Source organism: Pseudonocardia lacus, from assembly GCF_018531445.1.
GTDB lineage: Bacteria > Actinomycetota > Actinomycetes > Mycobacteriales > Pseudonocardiaceae > Pseudonocardia > Pseudonocardia lacus.
This window is the reverse complement of record NZ_JAHDTH010000024.1, coordinates 1-20711: the sequence shown is the minus strand read 5'-3', so window position 1 is coordinate 20711 and position 20711 is coordinate 1. Positions and strand designations below refer to the sequence as shown.

The 20711-nt window shown below is 75.5% G+C and carries 21 protein-coding genes; 17 read left to right on the top strand and 4 right to left on the bottom strand.

Annotated elements, in window-relative coordinates:
* Window positions 1-27: 27 nt before the first annotated feature.
* Entirely contained in the window at window positions 28-486 is a 459-nt protein-coding gene (locus KIK08_RS07790; RefSeq protein WP_214402332.1) for a DoxX family protein, read from the bottom strand.
* A 278-nt stretch (window positions 487-764) separates the two neighbouring features.
* Here KIK08_RS07790 and KIK08_RS07785 point away from each other — a divergent pair, with 278 nt between their 5' ends.
* The 7 genes from KIK08_RS07785 (at window position 765) to KIK08_RS07755 (ending at window position 5758) form a co-directional block, all read left to right on the top strand.
* On the top strand, window positions 765-1298 hold the full coding sequence (locus KIK08_RS07785; protein ID WP_250556532.1) for a hypothetical protein: 534 nt from the start codon (window positions 765-767) through the stop codon (window positions 1296-1298).
* 94 nt (window positions 1299-1392) lie between these two features.
* Window positions 1393-1788, top strand: a complete 396-nt coding sequence (locus KIK08_RS07780; RefSeq protein WP_214402331.1) for a hypothetical protein — start codon at window positions 1393-1395, stop codon at window positions 1786-1788.
* Window positions 1789-1842: 54 nt separating this feature from the next.
* Window positions 1843-2529 carry a DUF1707 SHOCT-like domain-containing protein gene (locus KIK08_RS41320; RefSeq protein ID WP_308257479.1) on the top strand — a complete coding sequence of 229 codons (687 nt, stop codon included), beginning with the start codon at window positions 1843-1845 and terminating at the stop codon, window positions 2527-2529.
* Window positions 2530-2547: 18 nt separating this feature from the next.
* On the top strand, window positions 2548-2967 hold the full coding sequence (locus KIK08_RS07770) for an MmcQ/YjbR family DNA-binding protein (protein WP_214402330.1): 420 nt from the start codon (window positions 2548-2550) through the stop codon (window positions 2965-2967).
* Between the two features lie 58 nt (window positions 2968-3025).
* Complete coding sequence (locus tag KIK08_RS07765; RefSeq protein ID WP_214402329.1) at window positions 3026-4285, top strand: sensor histidine kinase; 1260 nt, start codon at window positions 3026-3028, stop codon at window positions 4283-4285.
* 14 nt (window positions 4286-4299) lie between these two features.
* The gene (locus tag KIK08_RS07760; protein ID WP_214402367.1) at window positions 4300-4977 is read left to right on the top strand and encodes a response regulator; all 678 of its coding nucleotides are present in this window, start codon (window positions 4300-4302) and stop codon (window positions 4975-4977) included.
* A 247-nt stretch (window positions 4978-5224) separates the two neighbouring features.
* Complete coding sequence (locus KIK08_RS07755; protein ID WP_214402328.1) at window positions 5225-5758, top strand: YceI family protein; 534 nt, start codon at window positions 5225-5227, stop codon at window positions 5756-5758.
* A gap of 4 nt (window positions 5759-5762) precedes the next feature.
* Here KIK08_RS07755 and KIK08_RS07750 read toward each other — a convergent pair whose 3' ends face one another.
* Complete coding sequence (locus KIK08_RS07750) at window positions 5763-6776, bottom strand: LacI family DNA-binding transcriptional regulator (protein WP_214402366.1); 1014 nt, start codon at window positions 6774-6776, stop codon at window positions 5763-5765.
* Between the two features lie 201 nt (window positions 6777-6977).
* Between KIK08_RS07750 and KIK08_RS07745 the strand changes: the two genes are divergently transcribed.
* From KIK08_RS07745 to KIK08_RS07705, 9 genes are all read left to right on the top strand, one after another.
* A complete protein-coding gene (locus KIK08_RS07745; protein ID WP_214402327.1) occupies window positions 6978-8486 on the top strand; it encodes a sugar ABC transporter ATP-binding protein in 1509 nt (502 codons plus the stop codon).
* Window positions 8483-9529 (top strand): ABC transporter permease, encoded by a 1047-nt coding sequence (locus KIK08_RS07740; protein ID WP_214402326.1) that lies wholly within the window; start codon window positions 8483-8485, stop codon window positions 9527-9529. Before KIK08_RS07745 ends, KIK08_RS07740 begins: the two co-directional genes overlap by 4 nt.
* Window positions 9522-10592: an ABC transporter permease gene (locus KIK08_RS07735; protein ID WP_214402325.1), complete on the top strand. Its 1071-nt coding sequence runs from the start codon at window positions 9522-9524 to the stop codon at window positions 10590-10592. The genes KIK08_RS07740 and KIK08_RS07735 overlap by 8 nt, the downstream gene beginning before the upstream one ends.
* Before the next feature lie 11 nt (window positions 10593-10603).
* Window positions 10604-11686 carry a rhamnose ABC transporter substrate-binding protein gene (rhaS, locus tag KIK08_RS07730; RefSeq protein ID WP_214402324.1) on the top strand — a complete coding sequence of 361 codons (1083 nt, stop codon included), beginning with the start codon at window positions 10604-10606 and terminating at the stop codon, window positions 11684-11686.
* Window positions 11687-11738: 52 nt separating this feature from the next.
* The gene (locus KIK08_RS07725) at window positions 11739-12086 is read left to right on the top strand and encodes an L-rhamnose mutarotase (protein WP_214402323.1); all 348 of its coding nucleotides are present in this window, start codon (window positions 11739-11741) and stop codon (window positions 12084-12086) included.
* Entirely contained in the window at window positions 12083-13267 is a 1185-nt protein-coding gene (rhaI, locus tag KIK08_RS07720) for an L-rhamnose isomerase (protein WP_214402322.1), read from the top strand. Before KIK08_RS07725 ends, rhaI begins: the two co-directional genes overlap by 4 nt.
* Before the next feature lie 100 nt (window positions 13268-13367).
* Window positions 13368-15422, top strand: coding sequence for a bifunctional aldolase/short-chain dehydrogenase (locus tag KIK08_RS07715; RefSeq protein WP_214402321.1), 2055 nt, complete (start codon window positions 13368-13370; stop codon window positions 15420-15422).
* A 17-nt stretch (window positions 15423-15439) separates the two neighbouring features.
* Entirely contained in the window at window positions 15440-16870 is a 1431-nt protein-coding gene (locus KIK08_RS07710; RefSeq protein WP_308257483.1) for an L-fucose/L-arabinose isomerase family protein, read from the top strand.
* Entirely contained in the window at window positions 16867-18321 is a 1455-nt protein-coding gene (locus KIK08_RS07705; RefSeq protein ID WP_214402320.1) for a rhamnulokinase, read from the top strand. Before KIK08_RS07710 ends, KIK08_RS07705 begins: the two co-directional genes overlap by 4 nt.
* Before the next feature lie 112 nt (window positions 18322-18433).
* Here KIK08_RS07705 and KIK08_RS07700 read toward each other — a convergent pair whose 3' ends face one another.
* On the bottom strand, window positions 18434-19312 hold the full coding sequence (locus KIK08_RS07700; RefSeq protein ID WP_214402319.1) for a LysR family transcriptional regulator: 879 nt from the start codon (window positions 19310-19312) through the stop codon (window positions 18434-18436).
* A 104-nt stretch (window positions 19313-19416) separates the two neighbouring features.
* On the opposite strand from KIK08_RS07700, the gene KIK08_RS07695 reads away from it, so the two are divergent.
* A complete protein-coding gene (locus tag KIK08_RS07695; protein ID WP_214402318.1) occupies window positions 19417-19779 on the top strand; it encodes a YybH family protein in 363 nt (120 codons plus the stop codon).
* A gap of 177 nt (window positions 19780-19956) precedes the next feature.
* Here KIK08_RS07695 and KIK08_RS39650 read toward each other — a convergent pair whose 3' ends face one another.
* Window positions 19957-20430 (bottom strand): OST-HTH/LOTUS domain-containing protein, encoded by a 474-nt coding sequence (locus KIK08_RS39650; RefSeq protein WP_308257478.1) that lies wholly within the window; start codon window positions 20428-20430, stop codon window positions 19957-19959.
* Window positions 20431-20711 lie beyond the last annotated feature (281 nt).

Sequence of the window (20711 nt, the reverse complement as noted above, 5' to 3'; positions counted from 1 at the left end):
CAGCGGTCGGCCGCGCCGGCGGGCCGGTCAGCGGCGCCGGGCCGGGAGGGTGGCGGCGACGGCCAGCGCGCCGGCCACCAGCACCAGGTTCTTCACCACGAACTCGCCCTCGGTGGTCAGCAGCAGCGGGTTGCCGTCCTGGAACGCCACGCCCGGCAGGGTCACCAGCACCAGGAACGTGCCGACCAGGTGCGCGACCAGCACCGCCAGCACGGGGCGCAGCAGCCGCCCGACGACCAGCAGGCCGCCCGCGACCACCTCGAACGCTCCGAGCGCGGGCAGCAGCAGGTCGGGCGGGATCGGGACGAACGCCAGTGTGTCGGCGACCAGCGCGGCCACCGGCGTCACGTTGGCGATCTTGAGGGCGCCGAACCAGACGAACACCACGCCCAGCGCCACCCGCAGGAGGGTCGGGGCGTGCCGGCGGAGGTCGGTGGCGCGGCCCGCGGGGACGGCGGGCGTCGGGTTCGCGGTCGTGAGCTGCATGGGTCTCTCCCGGTTCGTGCGGTCGATTCGGTACGCCGGGAACGCTAGGAACGCCGGGGGCCCACGGGATCGGCCCGTGGACGTCAGCCGGGGTGCGGTGGCGGGCGTAGGGGCCGACCCGGGCGCGCCGGCGCCCGCCGCTCGGGGTCGGGTCGGGGTCGGGGATCGCCCGTGGCCCCGGGGGAGCAGGCGCCGGCGGCGGCGGTACTCCCGCGGCCGCACCCGGACCGCACCCGCCGCCCGACGCCAGCCGCCCCGCCGTCGCCCAGGATGGCCGGATGCGCTCATCCGCCACCCCACCGGTCGCCCGGACACCGCTGGTGCGCCCGCTGCGCCGCACCGGCCGCCGGGTGTGGCTGGTCGTGCACCTGCTGGCCAGCGGCGGGTGGATCGGCATCGACGTCGTCCTCGCCGTGCTGGTGCTCGGCGCGCTGCTGGGCGACCCCGCGACCGCGGCCCTGTGCCTGCAGGTGGCGCCGATGCTGTTCTGGCCGATCCTGGTCGCCGGCCTGCTCAGCCTGGTCAGCGGCGTCGTGCTCGGCCTCGGCACCCGCTACGGCCTGCTGCGCTACTGGTGGGTCGCGGTGAAGCTGGCGCTGAACCTGGTGCTCGTCGTGCTCGTCGCCCTGGTGCTGCGGGCGGGTCTGCAGGACGCCGCCGCGCGCGGCGCGGCCGGCGGCCCCGACCCGGCCGCCGGCCTGGACACGCTGGTGTTCCCGCCGGCGGTCTCGCTCACCGCGCTGGTCGTGGCGACCGTGCTGGCGGTCGTGAAGCCCTGGGGACGGATCCGCCGGCTACCGCCGCGGGGGTAGCCGGTCGGCCGCCCCGCGCACGACGTGGCGGGGCTGGTCCTGGCGCGACCCTGGTCCGGCGAACGCGACACGGGTCGCGTCGGACCGGAAGGGCGTGAGCGAGATGGCGATCAACGGCGTGGCGGCGACGGCGCGGTGGACGACCGTCGGTGGGCTGCTGGTCTGCGCGCTGGGGATCCTGGTGCTGCGGTTCTCCGGAGTGGCGATGCCGCCGGTGCCCCCGGCGCTGGTGCTGCTCGTCGGGGCGGCGGTCCTGATCACCGCGGTCGGTCGGCGGTGGGTGCCGGTGGTCGGCGTGCTGGTGGCCGCGGCCGAGGCCGCCGGGTTCGTGCTCACCGGCGCGGCCGCCGGGCTGTTCGGCGCGGAGTCGGCCGGGATCGCGGTCGGGAGCTGGCTGCGCGGGGTGGGGGTCGCGGTGGCGGTCGTCGCGGGTGTCGTCGCCGTCTGCGCCCCACGTGCGGAGGTGCCGTCGGCCGGTGCCGGTGCGTGACGGCGTCCACCGACCGGGCGACGCGCCCGAGCGGTTCCCTGCCAGGATGGGACCGTGGACGAGTCGCGACCCGAGGTGCGCATCGGCGACCGCGAGCGCCGGGAGGTCGACGCCCGCCTCCAGCAGGCCTACGCCGACGGCGTGCTCACGCTGACCGAGTACGAGGAACGCTCCGGCCACGTCTGGGCCGCGCGCACCCGCAGCGAGCTGGCGCCGCTCGTCGCCGACCTCCCCGATCCGGACGCCGATGCCGCCCCGCAGCCGGTGGCCGGGGCCGCGGTGGAGAAGCCGGAACCGACCCCGGTGCCGGCGGCCCGCTCGGGGCGCCGCGGTCCGGTCCAGGCGCTCGTCGGGCTCGCCGTGCTCGGTGCCGCGCTGTTCGGCGCCGGCCAGGTGTTCGTGGCCGACGACGGCTTCACGGCCTTCAACAGCTCGGTCGTCACCGTCGCCCCCGACGACGACCGGGTCGACCTCGGGTACGTCTTCGGCAGCACCCGGGTCGTGGTGCCGGCCGACGCCCGCGTGCAGGTCGAGGGCGTGCGGATCTTCGGCGGGACGAACTGCAACGCCGCGTGCGACGGCTCGGGCACCCGTGACGTCGTCGTCGACGCCAGCGGCGCGTTCGGCTCGCTGAACATCCAGCGGGCCGGCGAGCCGGCGGTGAACGACGACGACAACCGTGACAACGACGACAACGACAACCGCGACAACGACGACGACGATGACGACGATGACGACTGAGCCGCGCGCCCGCCACCGGTGAGCGGCCCCGACGACGTCCCGCCCGACCTCCTCGCTCCGGTGCGCGCCGCCTGCCTGGCCCTGCCCGAGGTGCGCGAGGAGGCGGCCTGGGAGGGCGTGCGCTGGCAGGTCCGCGGGCGCACCTTCGCCCACCTGCTCACCGTCGCCGGCGGCCGCCCGCAGGCGTTCGCCCGGGCGGTCGGGACCGACGGCCCGGTCACGGTGCTCATGCTGCGCTCGTCCGGTGCCGAGCTCGATGCGCTGCGCGCGGGCGGCCCGCCGTTCTTCCCCGCCCCGTGGGGCGCCGACGTGGTCGGCATGGCGCTCGACGCCGACGTCGACTGGACCGAGGTCGGCGAGCTGCTCACCGAGAGCTTCCTGGTGCGGGCGCCCCGGGTGCTCCGCGAGGAGGTCGAGCGGCTACTGCCCGGGGAGTAGCCGGGCGCGCTCTCCGCGGACGACGCCCCGGCTGGCCCCGCTGACTACGGTGAGCCGCGTGTCGTTCGCCACGGGTCGGGTCGCGGGCCGGTGGGCCCGGGCCGGGGGTGCCGTGGCCGGGGTCTGGCCCGTCGCGTCCGCGGTGCTGGTCGCGGTGGTCCTGCTGGTCGGCACCCGGGGCGCCGCGGCGTCCCAGCCGACCGCGCGCCCGCTCGACCTGCTCGCCGACGCGCTGCTGGTCGCGTGCTCGCTGGTGCTCGCCCTGCGCGCCCGCCACCCGTCAGCGGTGCTCATCGTCTCCACGGCGCTCGTGCTGGTGTTCCTGGCGCTGGGCTACCCGTTCGGCCCGCTGTTCCTGGCCCCGTTGGTCGCGCTGTGCTCGGCCGTGCTCGCCGGGCACCGCCGCGTCCCGTACACGACCACCGCGCTGGCCGTGCTGGGCCTGGCGGCCGTGCACATGCTGCGCAACCCCGGCGCCCTGCCGCTGGCCGGCACGGCGGCCTGGGTCGCGGCGCTCGTGGCCGTCATCGCGGCCTGCGAGGGCTGGCGGGCCCGCCGCGAGCGCATCCTGCAGGCGGACGCGGCCCGCGAGGAGGCCGCCCTGCGCAAGCGCAGCGACGAGCGGCTGCGGATCGCCCAGGAGTTGCACGACGTGCTGGGCCACCACGTGTCGCTGATCAACGTGCAGGCCGGGGTGGCGCTGTACCTGATGGACGACGACCCGGAGCAGGCGCGCACCGCGCTCACCGCGATCAAGCAGTCCAGCCGCGACCTGTTGCGCGAGATGCGCGCGACGCTCGGGGTGCTGCGCGGGGTCGACGCCGCGCCGCCGCACCACCCGGTGCCGGGCCTGGCCGACCTGCAGGAGCTGGTCGGCGACGCGTGCGCGGCGGGGCTGGCGGTGCGGGTGGAGGTCGAGGGCCCGGCGGTCGAGCTGCCGCCGGGGGTCGACCGGGCCGCCTACCGGATCGTGCAGGAGGCACTGACCAACACCCGCCGCCACTCCGGCGCGGCGACCGCCACGGTGCGGCTGCGCTACACGGCCGACGAGCTCACCGTCCGGGTCGACGACGACGGCGGCGGGACCCGCCCCACCAGGGGTGCGATGCACGGCGCCGTGGACGTCGACGACGGCGTCAGCGGGGACGCCGGTGGGAGCGGGGTGGCGGGCATGCGCGAGCGCGCGCAGTCCCTCGGCGGCACCAGCCGCATCGGCCCGCGCCCGGACGGCGGGTTCCGCGTCGAGGTGCGGCTGCCGCTGCCGGGCGGGCGGCGGGTGGCCGGCGGGGGTCCGGGGATCGGGGAGCGGGTGGGTTGATGACCGCGGACGGCGTGATCAAGGTGCTGCTGGCCGACGACCAGGCGCTCGTGCGCAGCGGCTTCCGGGCGCTGCTGGACGCACAGCGCGACATCGAGGTCGTGGGCGAGGCCGAGGACGGCGCGGTCGCGGTGCGGCTGGCCCGCAGGCTGCGCCCGGACATCGTGCTGATGGACATCCGGATGCCCGGTCACGACGGGCTGGCCGCCACCCGCGAGATCGTCGCCGACGCCGGCCTGTCCGGGACCCGGGTCATCGTGCTGACGACCTTCACCGACGACTCCTACGTCTTCGACGCGATCCGGTTCGGGGCCTCCGGGTTCCTGGTCAAGGACAGCGAGCCGGCCGAGCTGGTGCAGGCCATCCGGGTGGTGAACGGGGGAGAGGCGCTGCTGGCGCCCGTGGTCACCCGCACGTTGATCGCCGAGTTCGCCGCCAGGGCCCGCCCGGCGCGCGTCGACCGCCGCCGCGCCGCGCTCATCGCCACCCTGACCGACCGCGAGCGCGAGGTCGTCACGCACGTGGCGGCCGGGCGCACCAACGAGGAGATCGCCAGGGAGCTGTTCCTGAGCCCCACCACGGCCAAGACCCACGTCAGCCGGGCGATGACCAAACTCGGCGCGCGCGACCGCGCCCAGGTGGTGGTGATGGCCTACGAGAGCGGGCTGGTGCGCCCCGGCTGGGACGCCTGACGCGTCGATCCCGAGGAAGGTCGCGACGTCCTCGGCCGCCGAATCGGCGTGCCCGCGCACGTCCCCGTACGGATCGGTGAGCGCGGCGCGCACGTGCGCCAGCAGGTCCGCCCGCGTCTCCCGGGACCGGCGGGCGGCGTGACCGACCCCCGGCATGCCGGACCGCGTCGGGTACTCGGACGGGAGTAGCCGCGATTGCGTAGTTGCGCCGATGACGCGGCGGCGGGCAGCCGCGACGCTGTCCGCCATGAGTCTGCTCGACCACGGTGTCATGGGCGACACCACGTGCTGGACCGTCGACGCCCGGGGCTCCCGGCTGGAGCTGGAGATGCGGGTGGGCGGGCTGCTGCCCGTGCGGGGGCGCTTCACGGGCGTGCGCGGCCGGCTCGACGTCGGCGACGACCTCGCGAGCTGCGCCGTGCAGGTCGACGTGGACGCCACCTCGCTCACCGCCGGCAGCGCCCGTCGCGACGCGGTGCTGGACCGGGCCGGCGTCCTCGACCCGGCGGCCGGACCGGTGATCACCTACCGGTCGCGCGCGGTGCGGGCCGTCCCTCGGGGTGGCTGGCTGGTGCTGGGCGTGCTCGGCACCGACCGCTGCGCGGTGCCGCTGCGCCTGGAGGTCGCCGAGCCGCAGTGGGGCCCGTCCGGGGCGCTGCTGCACGCCCGCGGTGAGATCACCCGTGACGAGGTGGTGCGGCTGCTCGCCCGGCCCGGCGCCGGCGTGCTGCTCGGGCCGGTCGCCCGGCTCGACCTCGCGCTCGCGCTGCGGCCCGGCTGAGCCCTCAGGCCACCGTGGTGGCCACCCGGCGCAGGCCCGTGGAGGCCCGCACCACCAGCTCCGGGGCGAACAGGATGTGCTGGTGGGTGTGGCCGGCCAGGCCGCGCGCCTCGGCCAGCAGCAGCTCGGCGGCCGTGCGCCCGAGGCGCTGGCGGGGCTGGGCCACCGAGGTGAGCGGGACGGCCGCGGCGGCGGCGAACTCGATGTCGTCGTAGCCGACGATCGCGACGTCCTCGGGCACGCGCAGGCCCAGGTGCACCATCTGCTGGAGCAGGCCGAGGGCGAGCAGGTCGTTGGCGCAGAACGCGGCGGTGGGCCGGCGGGTCGCGGGCAGCCCGGCGAAGCGCTCGCCGGCGCGGCGGCCCTCGGCGATGTTGAGCTTCTCGGTCTCCAGCACCGTCAGCGGCTCGCCGCCGGCGCGGGCGATGGCCCGCTCCGCGCCGGTGATGCGGTCGGCGACCTGGCCGATGTCGCGCGGCCCGCCGACGAACGCGATCCGGCGGTGGCCCAGGTCGAGCAGGTGGGTGGCGGCGAGGTCGCCGCCCAGGACGTCGTCCACGGTGACCGAGCAGTGCTCGTCGCCCGCGCCGCGGTCGACGAGGACCACGGGCGTGCCCCGCCGGGCGAGCGCGGCCAGCCGCGGGTCGGCCGGGTCGACCGGGGTGATCAGCACGCCCTCGACGCGCTGCTGCTCCAGCAGGTCGAGGTAGGCGGCCTGGCGCTCGCGGTCCTCGCCGCTGTTGCACAGGAACAGCGCCAGGCCGGCGGCGTCCGCGGTGACCTGCGCGCCGGCGGCGACGTCGGTGAAGAACGGGTTGGCCGCGTCGAAGACCACGTAGGCGACCGTGCGGCTGCCGCCCCCGCGCAGCTGGCGGGCCGACTCGTTGCGCACGAAGCCGAGCGCGTCGATCGCGGCCTGCACCCGCCTGCGGGTGCGCTCGCTGACCAGCTCGGGATGGTTGAGGACGTTGGAGACGGTGCCGAGGGAGACCCCGGCCCGCGCGGCGACGTCCTTCATGCTCGGTGCGCCCGGTCCGGACACCGCGGCCTCCCCCCTGGGTGAAACGTGATCGGACTCTACGGCACGAGCCGGCTCGCTCCGCTCCGAGCGCCGCGCGCGCCTGGCGGATAACGCGCTCTTGACGGGTGTCCCCGGTCACCGTACGGTCCGGAGCCACCTCTTTGAAACGTTTCATCGGAGAAGCCGGGGGGAGGGCGGATGAGCGCCGAGACGGTGCCGCGGCTCGCGGTCCGCACGGTCACCAAGTCGTTCGGTGCCGTGGCCGCCGTGCGCGGGGTGTCCCTCGAGCTGCGCGCGGGCGAAGTGCACGCGCTGGTGGGCGAGAACGGCGCGGGCAAGTCGACCGTGGTGGCGATGCTCGCCGGGGTGCACCGGCCGGACTCGGGCACCATCGAGCTCGACGGCCGCCCGCTGCGGCTCGACACCCCGGCCGCGGCGCTGGCCGCCGGCATCGCGGTCATCTACCAGGAGCCCACGCTCTTCCCGGACCTGACCGTGGCCGAGAACGTGGTGATGGGCCGCCAGCCGACGCGCTCGTTCGGCCGGGTCGACCGGGCCGCGATGAACGCGCTGGCCGCCGACCTGTTCGACCGCCTCGGCGTGGCGATCGACCCCGACCGGCCCGCGCGCGGGCTGTCCATCGCCGACCAGCAGATCGTCGAGATCGCCAAGGCGTTGTCGCTGGACGCGCGCGTCATCGTGATGGACGAGCCCACCGCGGCGCTGTCGCCCGTCGAGGTGCGCAGGCTCTTCGCCGTCGCCCGCACCCTGCGCGACGGCGGCGCCGCGCTGCTGTTCATCTCCCACCGCTTCGAGGAGATCACCGCGCTCTGCCAGCGCGTCACCGTGCTGCGCGACGGCGCGCTCGTCTCCAGCGACCCCATCGGGGAGCTGACCGTCGACGAGATGGTCCGCCGGATGGTCGGGCGCCCGCTGTCGGCGCTGTTCCCCAAGCGCGAGGTGCCCACCGGCGACGTGCTCCTCTCGGTCGAGGGCCTCGGCAGGCGCGGGCTGTTCTCCGGGGTCTCGTTCGAGGTCCGCGCCGGGGAGATCGTGGCGCTGGCCGGGCTGGTCGGCGCCGGGCGCTCGGAGGTCGTGCGGGCGGTCTTCGGCGTCGACCCCCGCGACAGCGGGGTCGTCCGGGTCGGCGGGCGCGAACTGCGCGCGGGCGACCCGCGCGCCGCGATGGCCGCGGGCGTCGCGCTCGTCCCCGAGGACCGCCGCCAGCAGGGCCTGGTGCTGGAGGCCTCGGTCGCGCGCAACGCCACGGCCACCCGCTGGCGCTCGCTGGCCCGCTTCGGGCTGCTGCTCGGCGGGACCGAGCGGCGCGCGGCGCGCGAGTGGACCGCCCGGCTGCGGACCAAGTACGCCGATCTCGACGACCCCGTGGCCCGGCTCTCCGGCGGCAACCAGCAGAAGGTCGTGCTGGCCAAGTGGCTGTCCACGGCGCCGCGGGTGCTGATCGTCGACGAGCCCACCCGCGGCATCGACGTCGCCACCAAGGCGGAGGTGCACCGGCTGATGTCCGACCTCGCCGCCGACGGGGTGGCGGTCCTGATGGTGTCCTCCGAGCTGCCCGAGGTGCTGGGCATGGCCGACCGCGTGCTGGTGATGCGCGAGGGCCGGCTGGTGGCCGAGATCCCGCGCGACCGGGCCGACGAGGAGAGCGTGATGCGCGCGGCCACGGGGCAGGAGGTGGCTGCGTGACCGCGCCGCAGGAGACGGCCGAGCCCGCCGGGCGGACGCCCGACAAGACCGCCGCGTCGCGGGTGGCCGTCCTGCTGCGGGCCCGCGAGCTGGGCATCGTGCTCGCGCTCGCGGCGCTGGTGGTGGTGACCACCGCGGTCAACCCGCGGTTCCTGTCCGCGCAGAGCGTGCGCGACCTGGCGCTGGGCGCGGCCATCCTGGTCGTGCTGGCCGTCGGGCAGACCGTCGTGGTGATCACCCGCAACATCGACCTGTCGGTCGGCTCGGTGCTCGGGCTCTCGGCGTTCGCGACCGGATCGCTGCTGCAGGCCGCGCCGGGGACGCCCGTCGTGCTGGCGCTGCTGGTCGGCACGCTGGTCGGCGGGCTGTGCGGGCTGGTGAACGGGGCGCTGGTGCGCTTCGGCAACGTGCCCGCGCTGGTGGTCACGCTGGGCACCCTCTACGTCTACCGGGGCGTCTGCTTCTTCTGGGCGGGCGGCCAGCAGATCAACGCCGACGAGCTGCCCCCGGCGTTCCTGGGCTTCGGCACGGCGACCCTGCTCGGTGTGCCCTGGCTGCTGCTCATCGCCCTGGCGGTGGTGCTGGTCGCCGGGTTCGCGCTGCGCAGCTACCGATCCGGGCGCGAGCTGTACGCGATGGGCTCCAACCCGCGCGCCGCCGTACTGGCCGGGGTGCCGGTGGGGCGGCGGCTGCTGGTCGCGTTCACCGTCAGCGGCGCGCTGGCCGGGCTGGCCGGGGTGCTGTTCGCGGCCCGGTTCGGCACCGTCGACGCCGCCTCCGGCACCGGCGACGAGCTGGAGGTCGTCGCCGCCGTCGTGGTCGGCGGGGTGGCGGTGTTCGGCGGCAGCGGCACCGTCTACGGCGCGGCGGTCGGCGCGCTGCTGCTCACCACCATCGGCAGCGCGCTGCCGGTGCTGGCCATCGACCAGTTCTGGCAGGGCGCCATCGTCGGCGCGCTCATCCTGGCCGCCATCGGCACCGACCGTGCCGTCGCCGCCAGGGTGGCCGCCCGGCTGCGCCGCAGGGAGGCCCACCGTGGCTGAGCGCGTCGGCAACCGTGCCGTGATCCGGCGGCTCGCCGGCTGGGACCGCGCGATCATCGCGCTGCTGGTGGCGTTCCTGGTCGTCGCCGCGCTGACCGTGGACAACTTCGCCACCGGGCGCAACCTGTCGTTCCTGGTGCTCGACCTGGCCCCGATCCTGCTCATCGCGCTGCCGATGACGCTGGTCGTGGTCACCGGCGAGATCGACCTGTCGGTGGCCAGCACGCTCGGGCTGTCCAGCGCGGTGATGGGCGCGATGTGGCAGGGCGGGCTGCCGATCGAGACGATCATCCCGCTGTGCCTGCTGCTCGGGCTGGTCCTGGGCGCGGTCAACGGGCTGTTCGTGACGGTGTTCGGGCTGCCGTCGCTGGCGGTCACCATCGGCACGCTGGCGCTCTACCGCGGCCTGGCGCTGGTGGTGCTCGGCGACGCCGCGGTCGCGCAGTTCCCGGGCGCCTACACGAGCCTGGTCACCGGCCGCACCCTCGGCCTGCCCAACCTGCTGCTGCCCCTGCTGGTGCTGTCGGTGGTGTTCGCGGTGGTCCTGCACGCGACCCCGGTGGGGCGCTCGCTGTTCACCATGGGCGCGGGTGTCGACGCCGCCCGCTTCGCCGGCATCCGGGTCGCGCGCACCAAGTTCTGGCTCTACGTGCTCACCGGTGGCGTCTCGGCGCTGGCCGGCGTGCTGTGGACGCTGCGCTACGCCAGCGCCCGCGCCGACAACGGCTCGGGCCTGGAACTCGCCGTGGTCGCGGCCGTGCTGCTCGGCGGCGTGTCGATCTTCGGCGGACGCGGCACGCTGTGGGGCGTCGTCGCCGGCGCCACCCTGCTGGCCGCGCTGCAGAACGCCCTGCGCCTGGCCGACGTGTCCACCGAGGCGCTCACCGTGGTCACCGGGCTGCTGCTGATCGTCTCGGTGATCGCCCCCAACGCGGCCGGCGCGATCCGCTCGGCCCTGCTCCGTCGCCGCGGCGGTCCCACCCCGCCCGCCGCGGGCGAGCCCTCCGATCCGCCGCCGACGACGTCCCCGTCCGTCCCCTCGACCTCCGTCCGGTCCTCATGAGAGGAAGTCCGATGATCCGACACCTGCGGCGCACCGTCGCGCCCGTGGCCCTCGGCGCCGTCGTCGTGCTCGGCCTGGCCGCCTGCGGCGGCACCACCCGCGACAGCGTGGAGGCCGAGCAGCCCGGCCCCGCCGGCGAGCCCGCGGCCACCGCCGACCCGAACGCCCCGACCAGGGAGGGCCTCAAGATCGCCTTCCTGCCCAAGCAGCTGAACAACCCCTACAGCGACGTGGAGACCGGTGGCGGCGAGGAGGCCGTCACCGAGCTCAAGGGCGAGTACAAGCTCGTCGGCCCGAACGACGCCAGCGCCTCGTCGCAGGTCAGCTACATCAACACGCTGATCCAGCAGCAGCAGGACGTCATCACCATCGCGGCCAACGACGCCAACGCGGTGTGCCCGTCGCTGCAGCAGGCCCGCGACGCCGGCATCAAGGTCGTCTCGTTCGACTCCGACGCGGCCCCGGAGTGCCGCGACGTGTTCATCAACCAGGCCACCACGGAGGGCATCGGGCAGGGGCTGGTGCAGATGGCCAGCACGCTGGCCGGTGGGCAGGGCGAGATCGCGATCCTGTCGGCCACCCCGAACGCCACCAACCAGAACGCCTGGATCGAGGTGGTGGAGCAGGAGCTGCAGAAGCCGGAGAACTCCGGGCTCCAGCTCGTGGCCACCGTCTACGGCAACGACGACGACCAGAAGTCCTTCCAGGAGGCCCAGGGCCTGCTGGCGACCCACCCGAACCTGAAGGTCATCGTCGCGCCGACCACCGTCGGCATCGCCGCGGCGGCGCGCTACATCTCCGGCTCGGAGTACAAGGGCCGGGTCGCGGTCACCGGGCTGGGCCTGCCCAACCAGATGCGCGAGTTCGTCAAGGACGGCACCGTCGCCCAGTTCGCGCTGTGGAACCCGGCCGACATCGGCTACCTGGCCGGCTACGCGGGCGCCGCGCTGGCCTCGGGGCAGATCACCGGCGCCGAGGGCGAGACGTTCAGCGCCGGCAAGCTCGGCGAGTACACGATCGGCGCCGGCGGCGAGGTCGTGCTCGGGCCGCCCACGGTGTTCGACGCGAGCAACATCGACCAGTTCGACTTCTGACCGCTCCGGGGCCGGCCGGCGCGCCGGTCGGCCCCGGAACCAGGGGGTTCACGTGCGCTACTGCTTCCTGCTCCAGGTCCGGCCCGACCGGCTCGACGAGTACCGGGAGCGCCACCGCGCCGTCTGGCCGGAGATGCTCGCCGCGCTGCGCGACACCGGCTGGCGCAACTACTCGCTGCACCTGCGCGCCGACGGCCTGCTCGTCGGCTACGTCGAGGCCGACGACCTGGCCGCCGCGCGGCGGGCGATGGCCGCCACCGGGGTGAACACCCGCTGGCAGGCCGAGATGGCCCCGTTCTTCACCGGCCTGGACGGCGGGCCGCCGGACGGGGGTTTCGAGGTCCTGGAGGAGGTCTTCCACCTGGAGGACCAGCTGGCGCGAACGGAGATGGGGACGTGACGGACCGAGGAACGGTCGCCCGGCGGGCGCTGCGCGAGCAGTGCATCGAGACCCCGTCGTGGGCCTACGCCAACTCCGGCACCCGGTTCAAGGTGTTCGCCCAGCCCGGCGTGCCGCGCGACCCGTGGGAGAAGCTCGCCGACGCCGCGACCGTGCACCGGTTCACCGGGGTCGCCCCGACCGTCGCGCTGCACATCCCGTGGGACCGCGTCGACGACTACGGCGCCCTGGCCGCGTTCGCCGGCGACCACGGCATCGGCATCGGCACGATCAACGCCAACGTCTTCCAGGACGACGACTACAAGCTCGGCTCGGTCACCAACCCCGATCCCGGCGTGCGCCGCAAGGCGACCGACCACCTGCTGCAGTGCGTCGACATCATGGACGCCACCGGCAGCCGCGACCTCAAGCTGTGGTTCGCCGACGGCACCAACTACCCCGGCCAGGACTCCATCCGCGCCCGCCAGGACCGGTTGGCCGCCGCGCTGCGCGAGGTCTACGACCGCCTCGGCGACGACCAGCGGATGCTGCTGGAGTACAAGCTGTTCGAGCCGGCCTTCTACACCACCGACGTGCCCGACTGGGGCACCTCGTACGCGCACTGCCTCGAGCTGGGGCCGAAGGCCACGGTCTGCATCGACACCGGCCACCACGCGCCCGGCACGAACATCGAGTTCATCGTGGCGTTCCTGCTGCGCGCCGGGCGGCTGGGGGCGTTCGACTTCAACTCCCGCTTCTACGCCGACGACGACCTGATGGTCGGCGCGGCCGACCCGTTCCAGCTGTTCCGGATCCTGTTCGAGATCGTCTCGGCCGACGCGCTGGGCGCCGGCTACAGCGCAGGCGGGGCGCCGATCGCCTACATGCTCGACCAGTGCCACAACATCGAGGCGAAGATCCCGGCGATCATCCGCTCGGTGCTCAACGTGCAGGAGGCCACGGCGAAGGCGCTGCTGGTCGACGCCGGGGCGCTGGCCGCCGCGCAGTCGGCCGGTGACGTGCTGGGCGCGAACGAGGTGCTGATGGACGCCTACTCGACCGATGTGCGCCCGCTGCTGCGCGCGCTGCGCGAGGAGACGGGCCTGGACCCCGACCCCATCGGCGCCTACCGGCGCTCCGGATACCAGGAGCGGATCGTGGCCGAGCGCGTCGGCGGCACGCAGGCCGGATGGGGCGCCTGACCCGGCCCGCCCCGACGTTCAGGAAAGCCACGATGCTGCCCGCAGCGGACCTGAACGTGGCTTTCCTGAACCGGCCGGACCCACGACAGCGGGAGGAACCATGAGCCACGCCACCGTCCAGGAGTTGCTCGAGCGCAGCAACCGGCTCGGCGCCGACCCGACCACCACCAACTACGCCGGCGGCAACACCTCGGCCAAGGGCAGCGCCACCGACCCGGTGACCGGCGGCCCGGTCGACCTGCTGTGGGTCAAGGGCTCCGGCGGCGACCTGGGCACCCTCACCGCGTCCGGGCTCGCGGTGCTGCGCCTCGACCGGCTGCGCGCGCTGCCCGCCGTGTACCCGGGCGTCGAGCGCGAGGACGAGATGGTCGCCGCGTTCGACTACTGCCTGCACGGTCGCGGGGGCGCCGCGCCCTCGATCGACACCGCCATGCACGGGCTGGTCGACGCGCCGCACGTCGACCACCTGCACCCCGACGCCGGCATCGCGGTGGCCACCGCGGCCGACGGCGAGGCGCTCACGAAGGAGATCTTCGGCGACCGGGTGGTCTGGGTGCCGTGGCGGCGTCCGGGCTTCCAGCTGGGGCTGGACATCGCCGCGGTCGCCCGGGCCCATCCGCGGTCCATCGGGGTGGTCCTGGGTGGGCACGGGATCACCGCGTGGGGCGCGACCAGCCAGGAGTGCGAGCGCAACTCGATGGAGATCATCCGCACGGCGCAGGCGTTCATCGACGCCCGCGCGGCCGGCGCCGCGCACCCGTTCGGTCCCGAGCGGCCGGGCTACGGCGCGTTGCCGGACGCCGAGCGGCGCGCCCGCGCCGCGGCGCTCGCCCCCGTCGTCCGCGGGTTGGCCAGCACCGACCGCCGCCAGGTCGGGCACTTCACCGACACCGACGCGGTGCTGGAGTTCCTGGGCCGGGAGAAGCTCGCCCCGCTGGCCGCGCTGGGCACCTCCTGCCCGGACCACTTCCTGCGCACGAAGGTCCGGCCGCTGGTGCTCGACCTCCCGGCGAGCGCCCCGCTGGCGGAGGCGGTCGCCCGGCTGCGCGAGCTGCACGCGGCCTACCGCGCGGACTACCGGGCCTACTACGAGCGCCACGCCGACCCCGACTCGCCGCCCATGCGGGGGGCCGACCCGGCGATCGTGCTGGTCCCGGGCGTGGGCATGTTCAGCTTCGGGGCCGACAAGCAGACCGCGCGGGTCGCCGGCGAGTTCTACGTCAACGCCATCACCGTGATGCGCGGCGCGGAGACGATCTCGACCTACGCCCCGATCCCGGAGTCGGAGAAGTTCCGCATCGAGTACTGGGCGCTGGAGGAGGCCAAGCTCAAGCGGATGCCGGCGCCCCGGCCGCTGGCCGGGCGCATCGCGCTGGTCACCGGGGCCGCGTCGGGCATCGGGAAGGCCACCGCCGCCCGGCTGGCCGCCGAGGGCGCCTGCGTCGTGGTCGCCGATCTCGACGCCGACAGGGCCGCCGCCGCGGCGGCCGAGATCGGGGGGACCGACGTCGCCGTTGGCGTCGGCGCCGACGTGTCCGACGAGGACGCCGTCCGGGCGGCCGTGGACGCGGCCGCGCTGGCCTTCGGCGGGGTCGACCTGGTGGTCAACAACGCCGGGCTGTCGATCTCCAAGCCGCTGCTGGAGACCACTCTCGCCGACTGGGACCTGCAGCACGACGTGATGGCCAAGGGCTCGTTCCTGGTCTCCCGCGCGGCGGCCGCGGCGATGATCGAGCAGGGCATCGACAACGACATCCCCTGTGACATCGTCTACATCTCCAGCAAGAACTCGCTGTTCGCCGGGCCCGACAACATCGCCTACGGGGCCACCAAGGCCGACCAGGCCCACCAGGTGCGGCTGCTGGCCGCCGAGCTGGGCCGGCACGGCATCCGGGTCAACGGGATCAACCCCGACGGCGTGGTGCGCGGGTCCGGGATCTTCGCGGGCGGCTGGGGCGCGAAGCGGGCCGAGGTCTACGGCGTGCCCGAGGACGAGCTGGGTGCCTTCTACGCCAAGCGCACGCTGCTCGGACGCGAGGTCCTGCCCGAGCACGTGGCCGCCGCGGTGTTCGCGATCACCGCGGGCGAGCTGTCCCGGACCACCGGCCTGCACGTGCCCGTCGACAGCGGCGTCGCGGCCGCGTTCCTGCGGTAGGGAGAGCCGTGACCAGCATCCTCGACACCCCCGGCCTGCAGCGCGTCACCCCGCGCCGCACCACCGTCGGCCTGGTCGCCGGCGGGCTGGGCGCCTACTGGCCGCAGTTCCCCGACCTGCTCCCGCAACTGCGGCGCTCGGCCGCCCGGGTGTCCGAGCGCATGGCGGAGCTGGGCGGGGTCGACGTCGTCGACGTCGGGTTCATCTCCGACGCCCAGGAGGGCGCCGCGGCCGCCGAGCGGCTGCGGGTGGCCGGCTGCGACCTGATCGTCGGCTTCCTGACCACCTACATGACCGCGTCGATGCTGGTCCCGGTGGCCCAGCGCAGCGGCGCCCCGGTGCTGCTGATCAACCTGCAGCCCACCGAGCGGATGGACCACGCCAGCTTCGACACCGGCGCGTGGCTGGCCTATTGCGGGGCCTGCCCGCTGCCGGAGATGGCCAACGCGTTCGAGCGGGCCGGGGTGGCGTTCCGGTCGGTGTCGGGGTTCCTGTCCGACGAGCGGGCCTGGGCGCGGATCGCCCGCTGGGTGCGCGCGGCCGGGGTGCGCGGCGCCCTGCGGCACGCCCGGCACGGCCTGATGGGCCACCTCTACCCGGGGATGCTGGACGTCTCCACCGACCTGACCTCGGTGTCCACCCAGCTCGGCGGGCACGTCGAGGTGCTGGAGATCGACGACCTGCGGGTGCGGGCCGCCGCCGCGACCGCCGCCGAGGTCGACGAGCGGGTCGCGCTCACCCGCGCGGTCTTCGACGTCGACGCCGGCGTCGACCCGGACGACCTGGCCTGGGGCGCGCGGGTCTCGGTCGGGCTCGACCGGCTCGTCGAGGACTTCGCGCTGGACTCGCTGGCCTACTACCACCGCGGCCTCGACGGCGAGCAGCACGAGCGCCTCGGCGCCGGGCTGATCCTGGGCGCGTCGCTGCTGACCGCCCGGGGCGTGCCGGCGGCGGGGGAGTACGAGCTGCGCAACTCGATCGCCATGCTGGTCATGGACCGCCTCGGCGCCGGCGGCTCGTTCACCGAGCTGCAGGCGCTCGACTTCACCGCGGGCGTGGTCGAGATGGGCCACGACGGACCCGCCCACCTGGGCATCAGCTCGGGTCGGCCGGTGCTGCGCGGGCTCGGGGTCTACCACGGCAAGCGCGGCTGGGGCGTGTCGGTCGAGTTCGACGTGCGCCACGGGCCGGTCACCCTGTGCGGGCTCGGCCAGCGCCGCGACGGGCGGTTCGTGCTGGTCACCGCCGAGGGCGAGGTGGTCGACGGGCCGCACCTGGCGATCGGCAACACGACCTCGCGGGTCGACTTCGGGGTCGACCCGGGGGAGTGGACCGACGCCTGGAGCGCATCGGGGGTCGACCACCACTGGGCCCTGGGCACCGGGCACCGGGCGGGCGAACTGGCCGCGGTGGCCGAACTCGTGGGCCTGGAGTTCGTGGCCGTATGAGGGTCGCGGCCATCGACCTGGGGGCGTCCAGCGGGCGGGTGATGGCCGCCGGGATCGGCCCGGACCGGCTGGATCTCACCGAGGTCGCCCGGTTCCGCAACCGGCCGGTGCGCCTCGGCGCCACCCTGCACTGGGACGTCCTCGCGCTGCACCGCGGCGTGCTCGACGGCCTGCGCGCCGCCGGGGACGTCGACGGGGTCGGCATCGACTCCTGGGCCGTCGACCACGGGCTGCTCGACGCCGACGGCGCCCTGCTGGGCAACCCGGTGCACTACCGCGACTCCCGCACCGACGGCGTCCCCGAGCGGCTGCACCGGACGCTGTCGGCGGCCGAGCTGTACGCCACCACCGGTGTGCAGGTGCTCGCGCTGAACACGATCTACCAGCTGGTCGCCGCGGCCGGGACGGCCCAGCTCGCCGCGGCCCGCGGGCTGCTGCTGATCCCCGACCTGCTCGGGTACTGGCTCACCGGCGCCCGCGTCACCGAGGTCACCAACGCCTCCACCACCGGCCTGCTCGACACCCGCCGCCGGCACTGGGCCGCGGACGTCATGCGCCGCGCCGGCATCGACCCCGGCCTGTTCGCGCCGCTGGTCGAGCCGGGGCAGCGGATCGGGGAGCTGGCCGAGCACGTGCTCGCCGAGACCGGGCTGCCCGGCCCGGTGCCGCTGCTGGCCGTCGGCTCGCACGACACCGCGTCGGCCGTGGTCGGGGTGCCCGCCGAGGGGGACCGGTTCGCCTACGTCTGCACCGGGACGTGGTCGCTGGTCGGCGTGGAGCTGGCCGCACCGGTGCTGACCGAGGCCGGGCGCGCCGCCAACTTCTCCAACGAGCTCGGCGTCGACGGGACGGTGCGCTACCTGCGCAACGTGATGGGGCTGTGGCTGCTGCAGGAGTGCCTGCGGGAGTGGGGGGAGCCCGAGCTGGGGCCGCTGCTCGCCGCCGCGGCCGACGTGCCCGGTCCGGGGCCGGTGGTCGACGCGGGGGACCCGGCGTTCATCGCGCCCGGGGGGATGCCGGCGCGCATCGTCGCCGCCTGCTCGGCACTCGACCAGCCGGTGCCGTCCGGGCGGGCCGCCGTGGTGCGCTGCGTGCTGGACAGCCTGGCGCTGGCGCACCGGCGCACGGTGCGGGCGGCGGCCGCGCTGTCCGGGCGGGAGGTCGATGTGGTGCACGTGGTGGGCGGCGGTGCCCGCAACGCGCTGCTCTGCCAGCTCACCGCGGACGCGTGCGGGTTGCCGGTGCTGGCCGGGCCGGTCGAGGCGGCGGCGTTGGGGAACGCGCTGGTGCAGGGGCGGGCGTTGGGCGCGGTGTCGGGCGGGCTGGGCGAGCTGCGCGGGTTGGTGCGACGGACCCAGGACGTCATGCGTTACGAGCCGGCCGGCAACACCCCGGCGTGGGACGCGGCCGATCGATTGCTCGCGACCGGGCCCGGGATCACCCGGTCGTAGCTGTCGTGGAGGGGGCCCGCGGGCTCTGGACGGACCTCGCGGATCGCCCTGGGCCATCGCGAACGCGAGGAGCGGGCAGATCGCGCCGCACACGACCGCGAGGGCGCGGCGCTCAGCCGCCGAAGGCCCGGCGGGCGTGGTCGAGCAACTCGCGCAGTGCCGGGGCCGGGGCCCGGTCGGCCCAGACGAGGGCCAGCACGGCGGGGTCGGGCACGTCGTCGATCAGCCGGGGGTGCAGGCCGGCGCCCTCCTCGACCATCGACTCGGACAGGATCGCCACCCCGAGGCCGCGGCGGGCCAGGTCGAGCACGGCGCCGGGGGCCGCGGCCTGCAGCGCGACGGCGGGGCGGTGGCCGCGCTCGGCGCAGGCGCGGTCGAAGACCGCGCGGATGCCGGTGCCCACCGGGAGGCAGACGACCGGGTGCCGGTCCACCCCGGCCAGCGTCAGCGGGTCCTCGTCGAGCAGCGGGTGGCCGGCGGGGACAGCGGCGACCAGGCGCTCGCGCACGACGGTGAAGGACGCCAGCCCGGCCGGTGGGTCGCCGTCGACGCCGACGAGGGCGAGGTCGGCGTCCCCGGTCCGCACGCGCTCCACCAGCCGGTCGGAGTTGTCCTCCAGCAGGCTCAGCTCGATGCCCGGGTGGGCGCGGTGGAACGCCGCGAGGGCCTCGAACAGCGGGGTCACCTCGCAGGCGGTGACCATCCCGACGACGAGGCGGCCGCGGACGAGGCCGTTGACGTCGTCCACCGCGGCGCGGAGCGCGGCCGCGGCGGCCAGGGCGGCCCTGGCGTGCGCCAGCGCCGCCGCACCGGCCTGGGTCAGCGTGGTGGCGCGGCCCGAGCGGTCGAACAGGGGCGCACCCAGTTCGCGCTCCAGCTGGCGGACCTGGGCGCTGACCCCGGGCTGGCTGACGTGCACGCGGTCGGCGGCCCGGGTGAAGCCGGCCTCCTCGGCCACCGCCACGAAGTACTCCAGCTGCCGCAGCTCCATAACCGCTGATTCTAGCTCCGAGACGATTCATCTGTTGGACTTCTGACTCGGTGTGGCGCACGGTGGAGGTGTCCGAGAACGCGACACCGAGGAGATGATCGAACGTGGCCCCCCAGGAGAAGGCCCGCACCCCCGAGGACCTCACCCGGCTGTTCGTCGAGCGCGCCAACGCCGGGGACGCCGCCGGCATCGCCGCGCTCTACGAGCCGGACGCCGTGATGGCCTTCCCGCCCGGCGAGCGGACGGTCGGCCGGGAGGCGATCCGGGAGCTGTGGGAGAAGGTGCTGGCGCAGTCGCCGCGCTTCGAGCCGGAGGACCCGCTGCCCACCCTGGTCAGCGGCGACATCGCGCTCACCTCGACCCCGGCCAGGGACGGCACCGGGATCCGCGCGCAGGTGGTGCGCCGCCAGCCCGACGGCAGCTGGCTGCGCCTGCTGGACCAGCCCGAGTCGAAGCCCGCGTCCTAGTCCGTCGCCCCCACCCCGCCCCCCGCCCCACCCCACCCCACCCCGCCTCACAGTCTTCGCAGGGGCGGCGTGGTCGGCGCAGGGTGCACGGCACCTGCGAGGACCGCGCCGCCCCTGCGAAGACGGTCACGACATCGCCGCGCCGGGCCGGCGAGCGGCACGCGGCCGGTCGTGCGGCTAGGCCGGCACGTCCAGCAGGTAGTCGCCGGTGTCCTCGTCCCAGTCCATGGTGACCAGGCCGCGGGCGCGGGCGGCCCGCACGAACGCCGAGAAGCTGTTGAAGCCGTAGCGCTTCTCGCTGAACCCCGGCTCGCGCTTGCGCAGCTGGTTCTTCAACCCGCTCAGCTGGGGGCGCGACTGGGGCGTGCGCAGCCGGGTGATCACGTCCACCAGCAGCCGGAACGCCGCCGCCTCCGCGGCCTCGGCCGACTCGCCCTGCGGGAAGGTCACCTCGGGGTCGCCCTGGGCGGTGCCCGGGCGCAGCTCGACCACCCGTTCGGTCTCCAGGCGGCGCAGCAGCTCGGAGAAGTTGCGGAAGCCGTGGTCGGCCTCGTCGAAGGTGGGGTCCTTGCGCAGGATCGCCCGCTTCACCCGGGACGCGAGCACCGGGCCGTCGGTGTGGCGCTGCAGGCCGGCGAGCGTGCGGGCCACCAGGGCCCCGAGATCGCGGTCGGCGTCGTCGGCGGGCCCGTCGTCCTCGGCGGGCGGCTCCGGCGCCTCGACGACCGGCGGGGTGGGCTCCGGAGCAGGGGGCGCGGTCGCCGCCGCGGCCGGTCGGCGGCCCCGGCTGGGGCCCCGCCGGCGCCCCGCCCGGCCCGACGCTGCCCACTCCGGCCGCGCAAGCGTCCGGAGTGGGCATCGTCGAGGGCTGGCGCGGGACCGTCGTGCACCGGGTCGAGCTGGGCGCGGACGGCCGGGTGAGCCGGGTGAAG

Coding starts and splice junctions, on each gene's coding strand:
- KIK08_RS07790 (WP_214402332.1), bottom strand. CDS start 486: ATGCAGCTCACGACCGCGAACCCGACGCCCGCCGTCCCCGCGGGCCGC.
- KIK08_RS07745 (WP_214402327.1), top strand. CDS start 6,978: ATGAGCGCCGAGACGGTGCCGCGGCTCGCGGTCCGCACGGTCACCAAG.
- KIK08_RS07750 (WP_214402366.1), bottom strand. CDS start 6,776: ATGAAGGACGTCGCCGCGCGGGCCGGGGTCTCCCTCGGCACCGTCTCC.
- KIK08_RS07700 (WP_214402319.1), bottom strand. CDS start 19,312: ATGGAGCTGCGGCAGCTGGAGTACTTCGTGGCGGTGGCCGAGGAGGCC.
- rhaS (WP_214402324.1), top strand. CDS start 10,604: ATGATCCGACACCTGCGGCGCACCGTCGCGCCCGTGGCCCTCGGCGCC.
- KIK08_RS07785 (WP_250556532.1), top strand. CDS start 765: ATGCGCTCATCCGCCACCCCACCGGTCGCCCGGACACCGCTGGTGCGC.
- KIK08_RS07755 (WP_214402328.1), top strand. CDS start 5,225: ATGAGTCTGCTCGACCACGGTGTCATGGGCGACACCACGTGCTGGACC.
- KIK08_RS07705 (WP_214402320.1), top strand. CDS start 16,867: ATGAGGGTCGCGGCCATCGACCTGGGGGCGTCCAGCGGGCGGGTGATG.
- KIK08_RS07715 (WP_214402321.1), top strand. CDS start 13,368: ATGAGCCACGCCACCGTCCAGGAGTTGCTCGAGCGCAGCAACCGGCTC.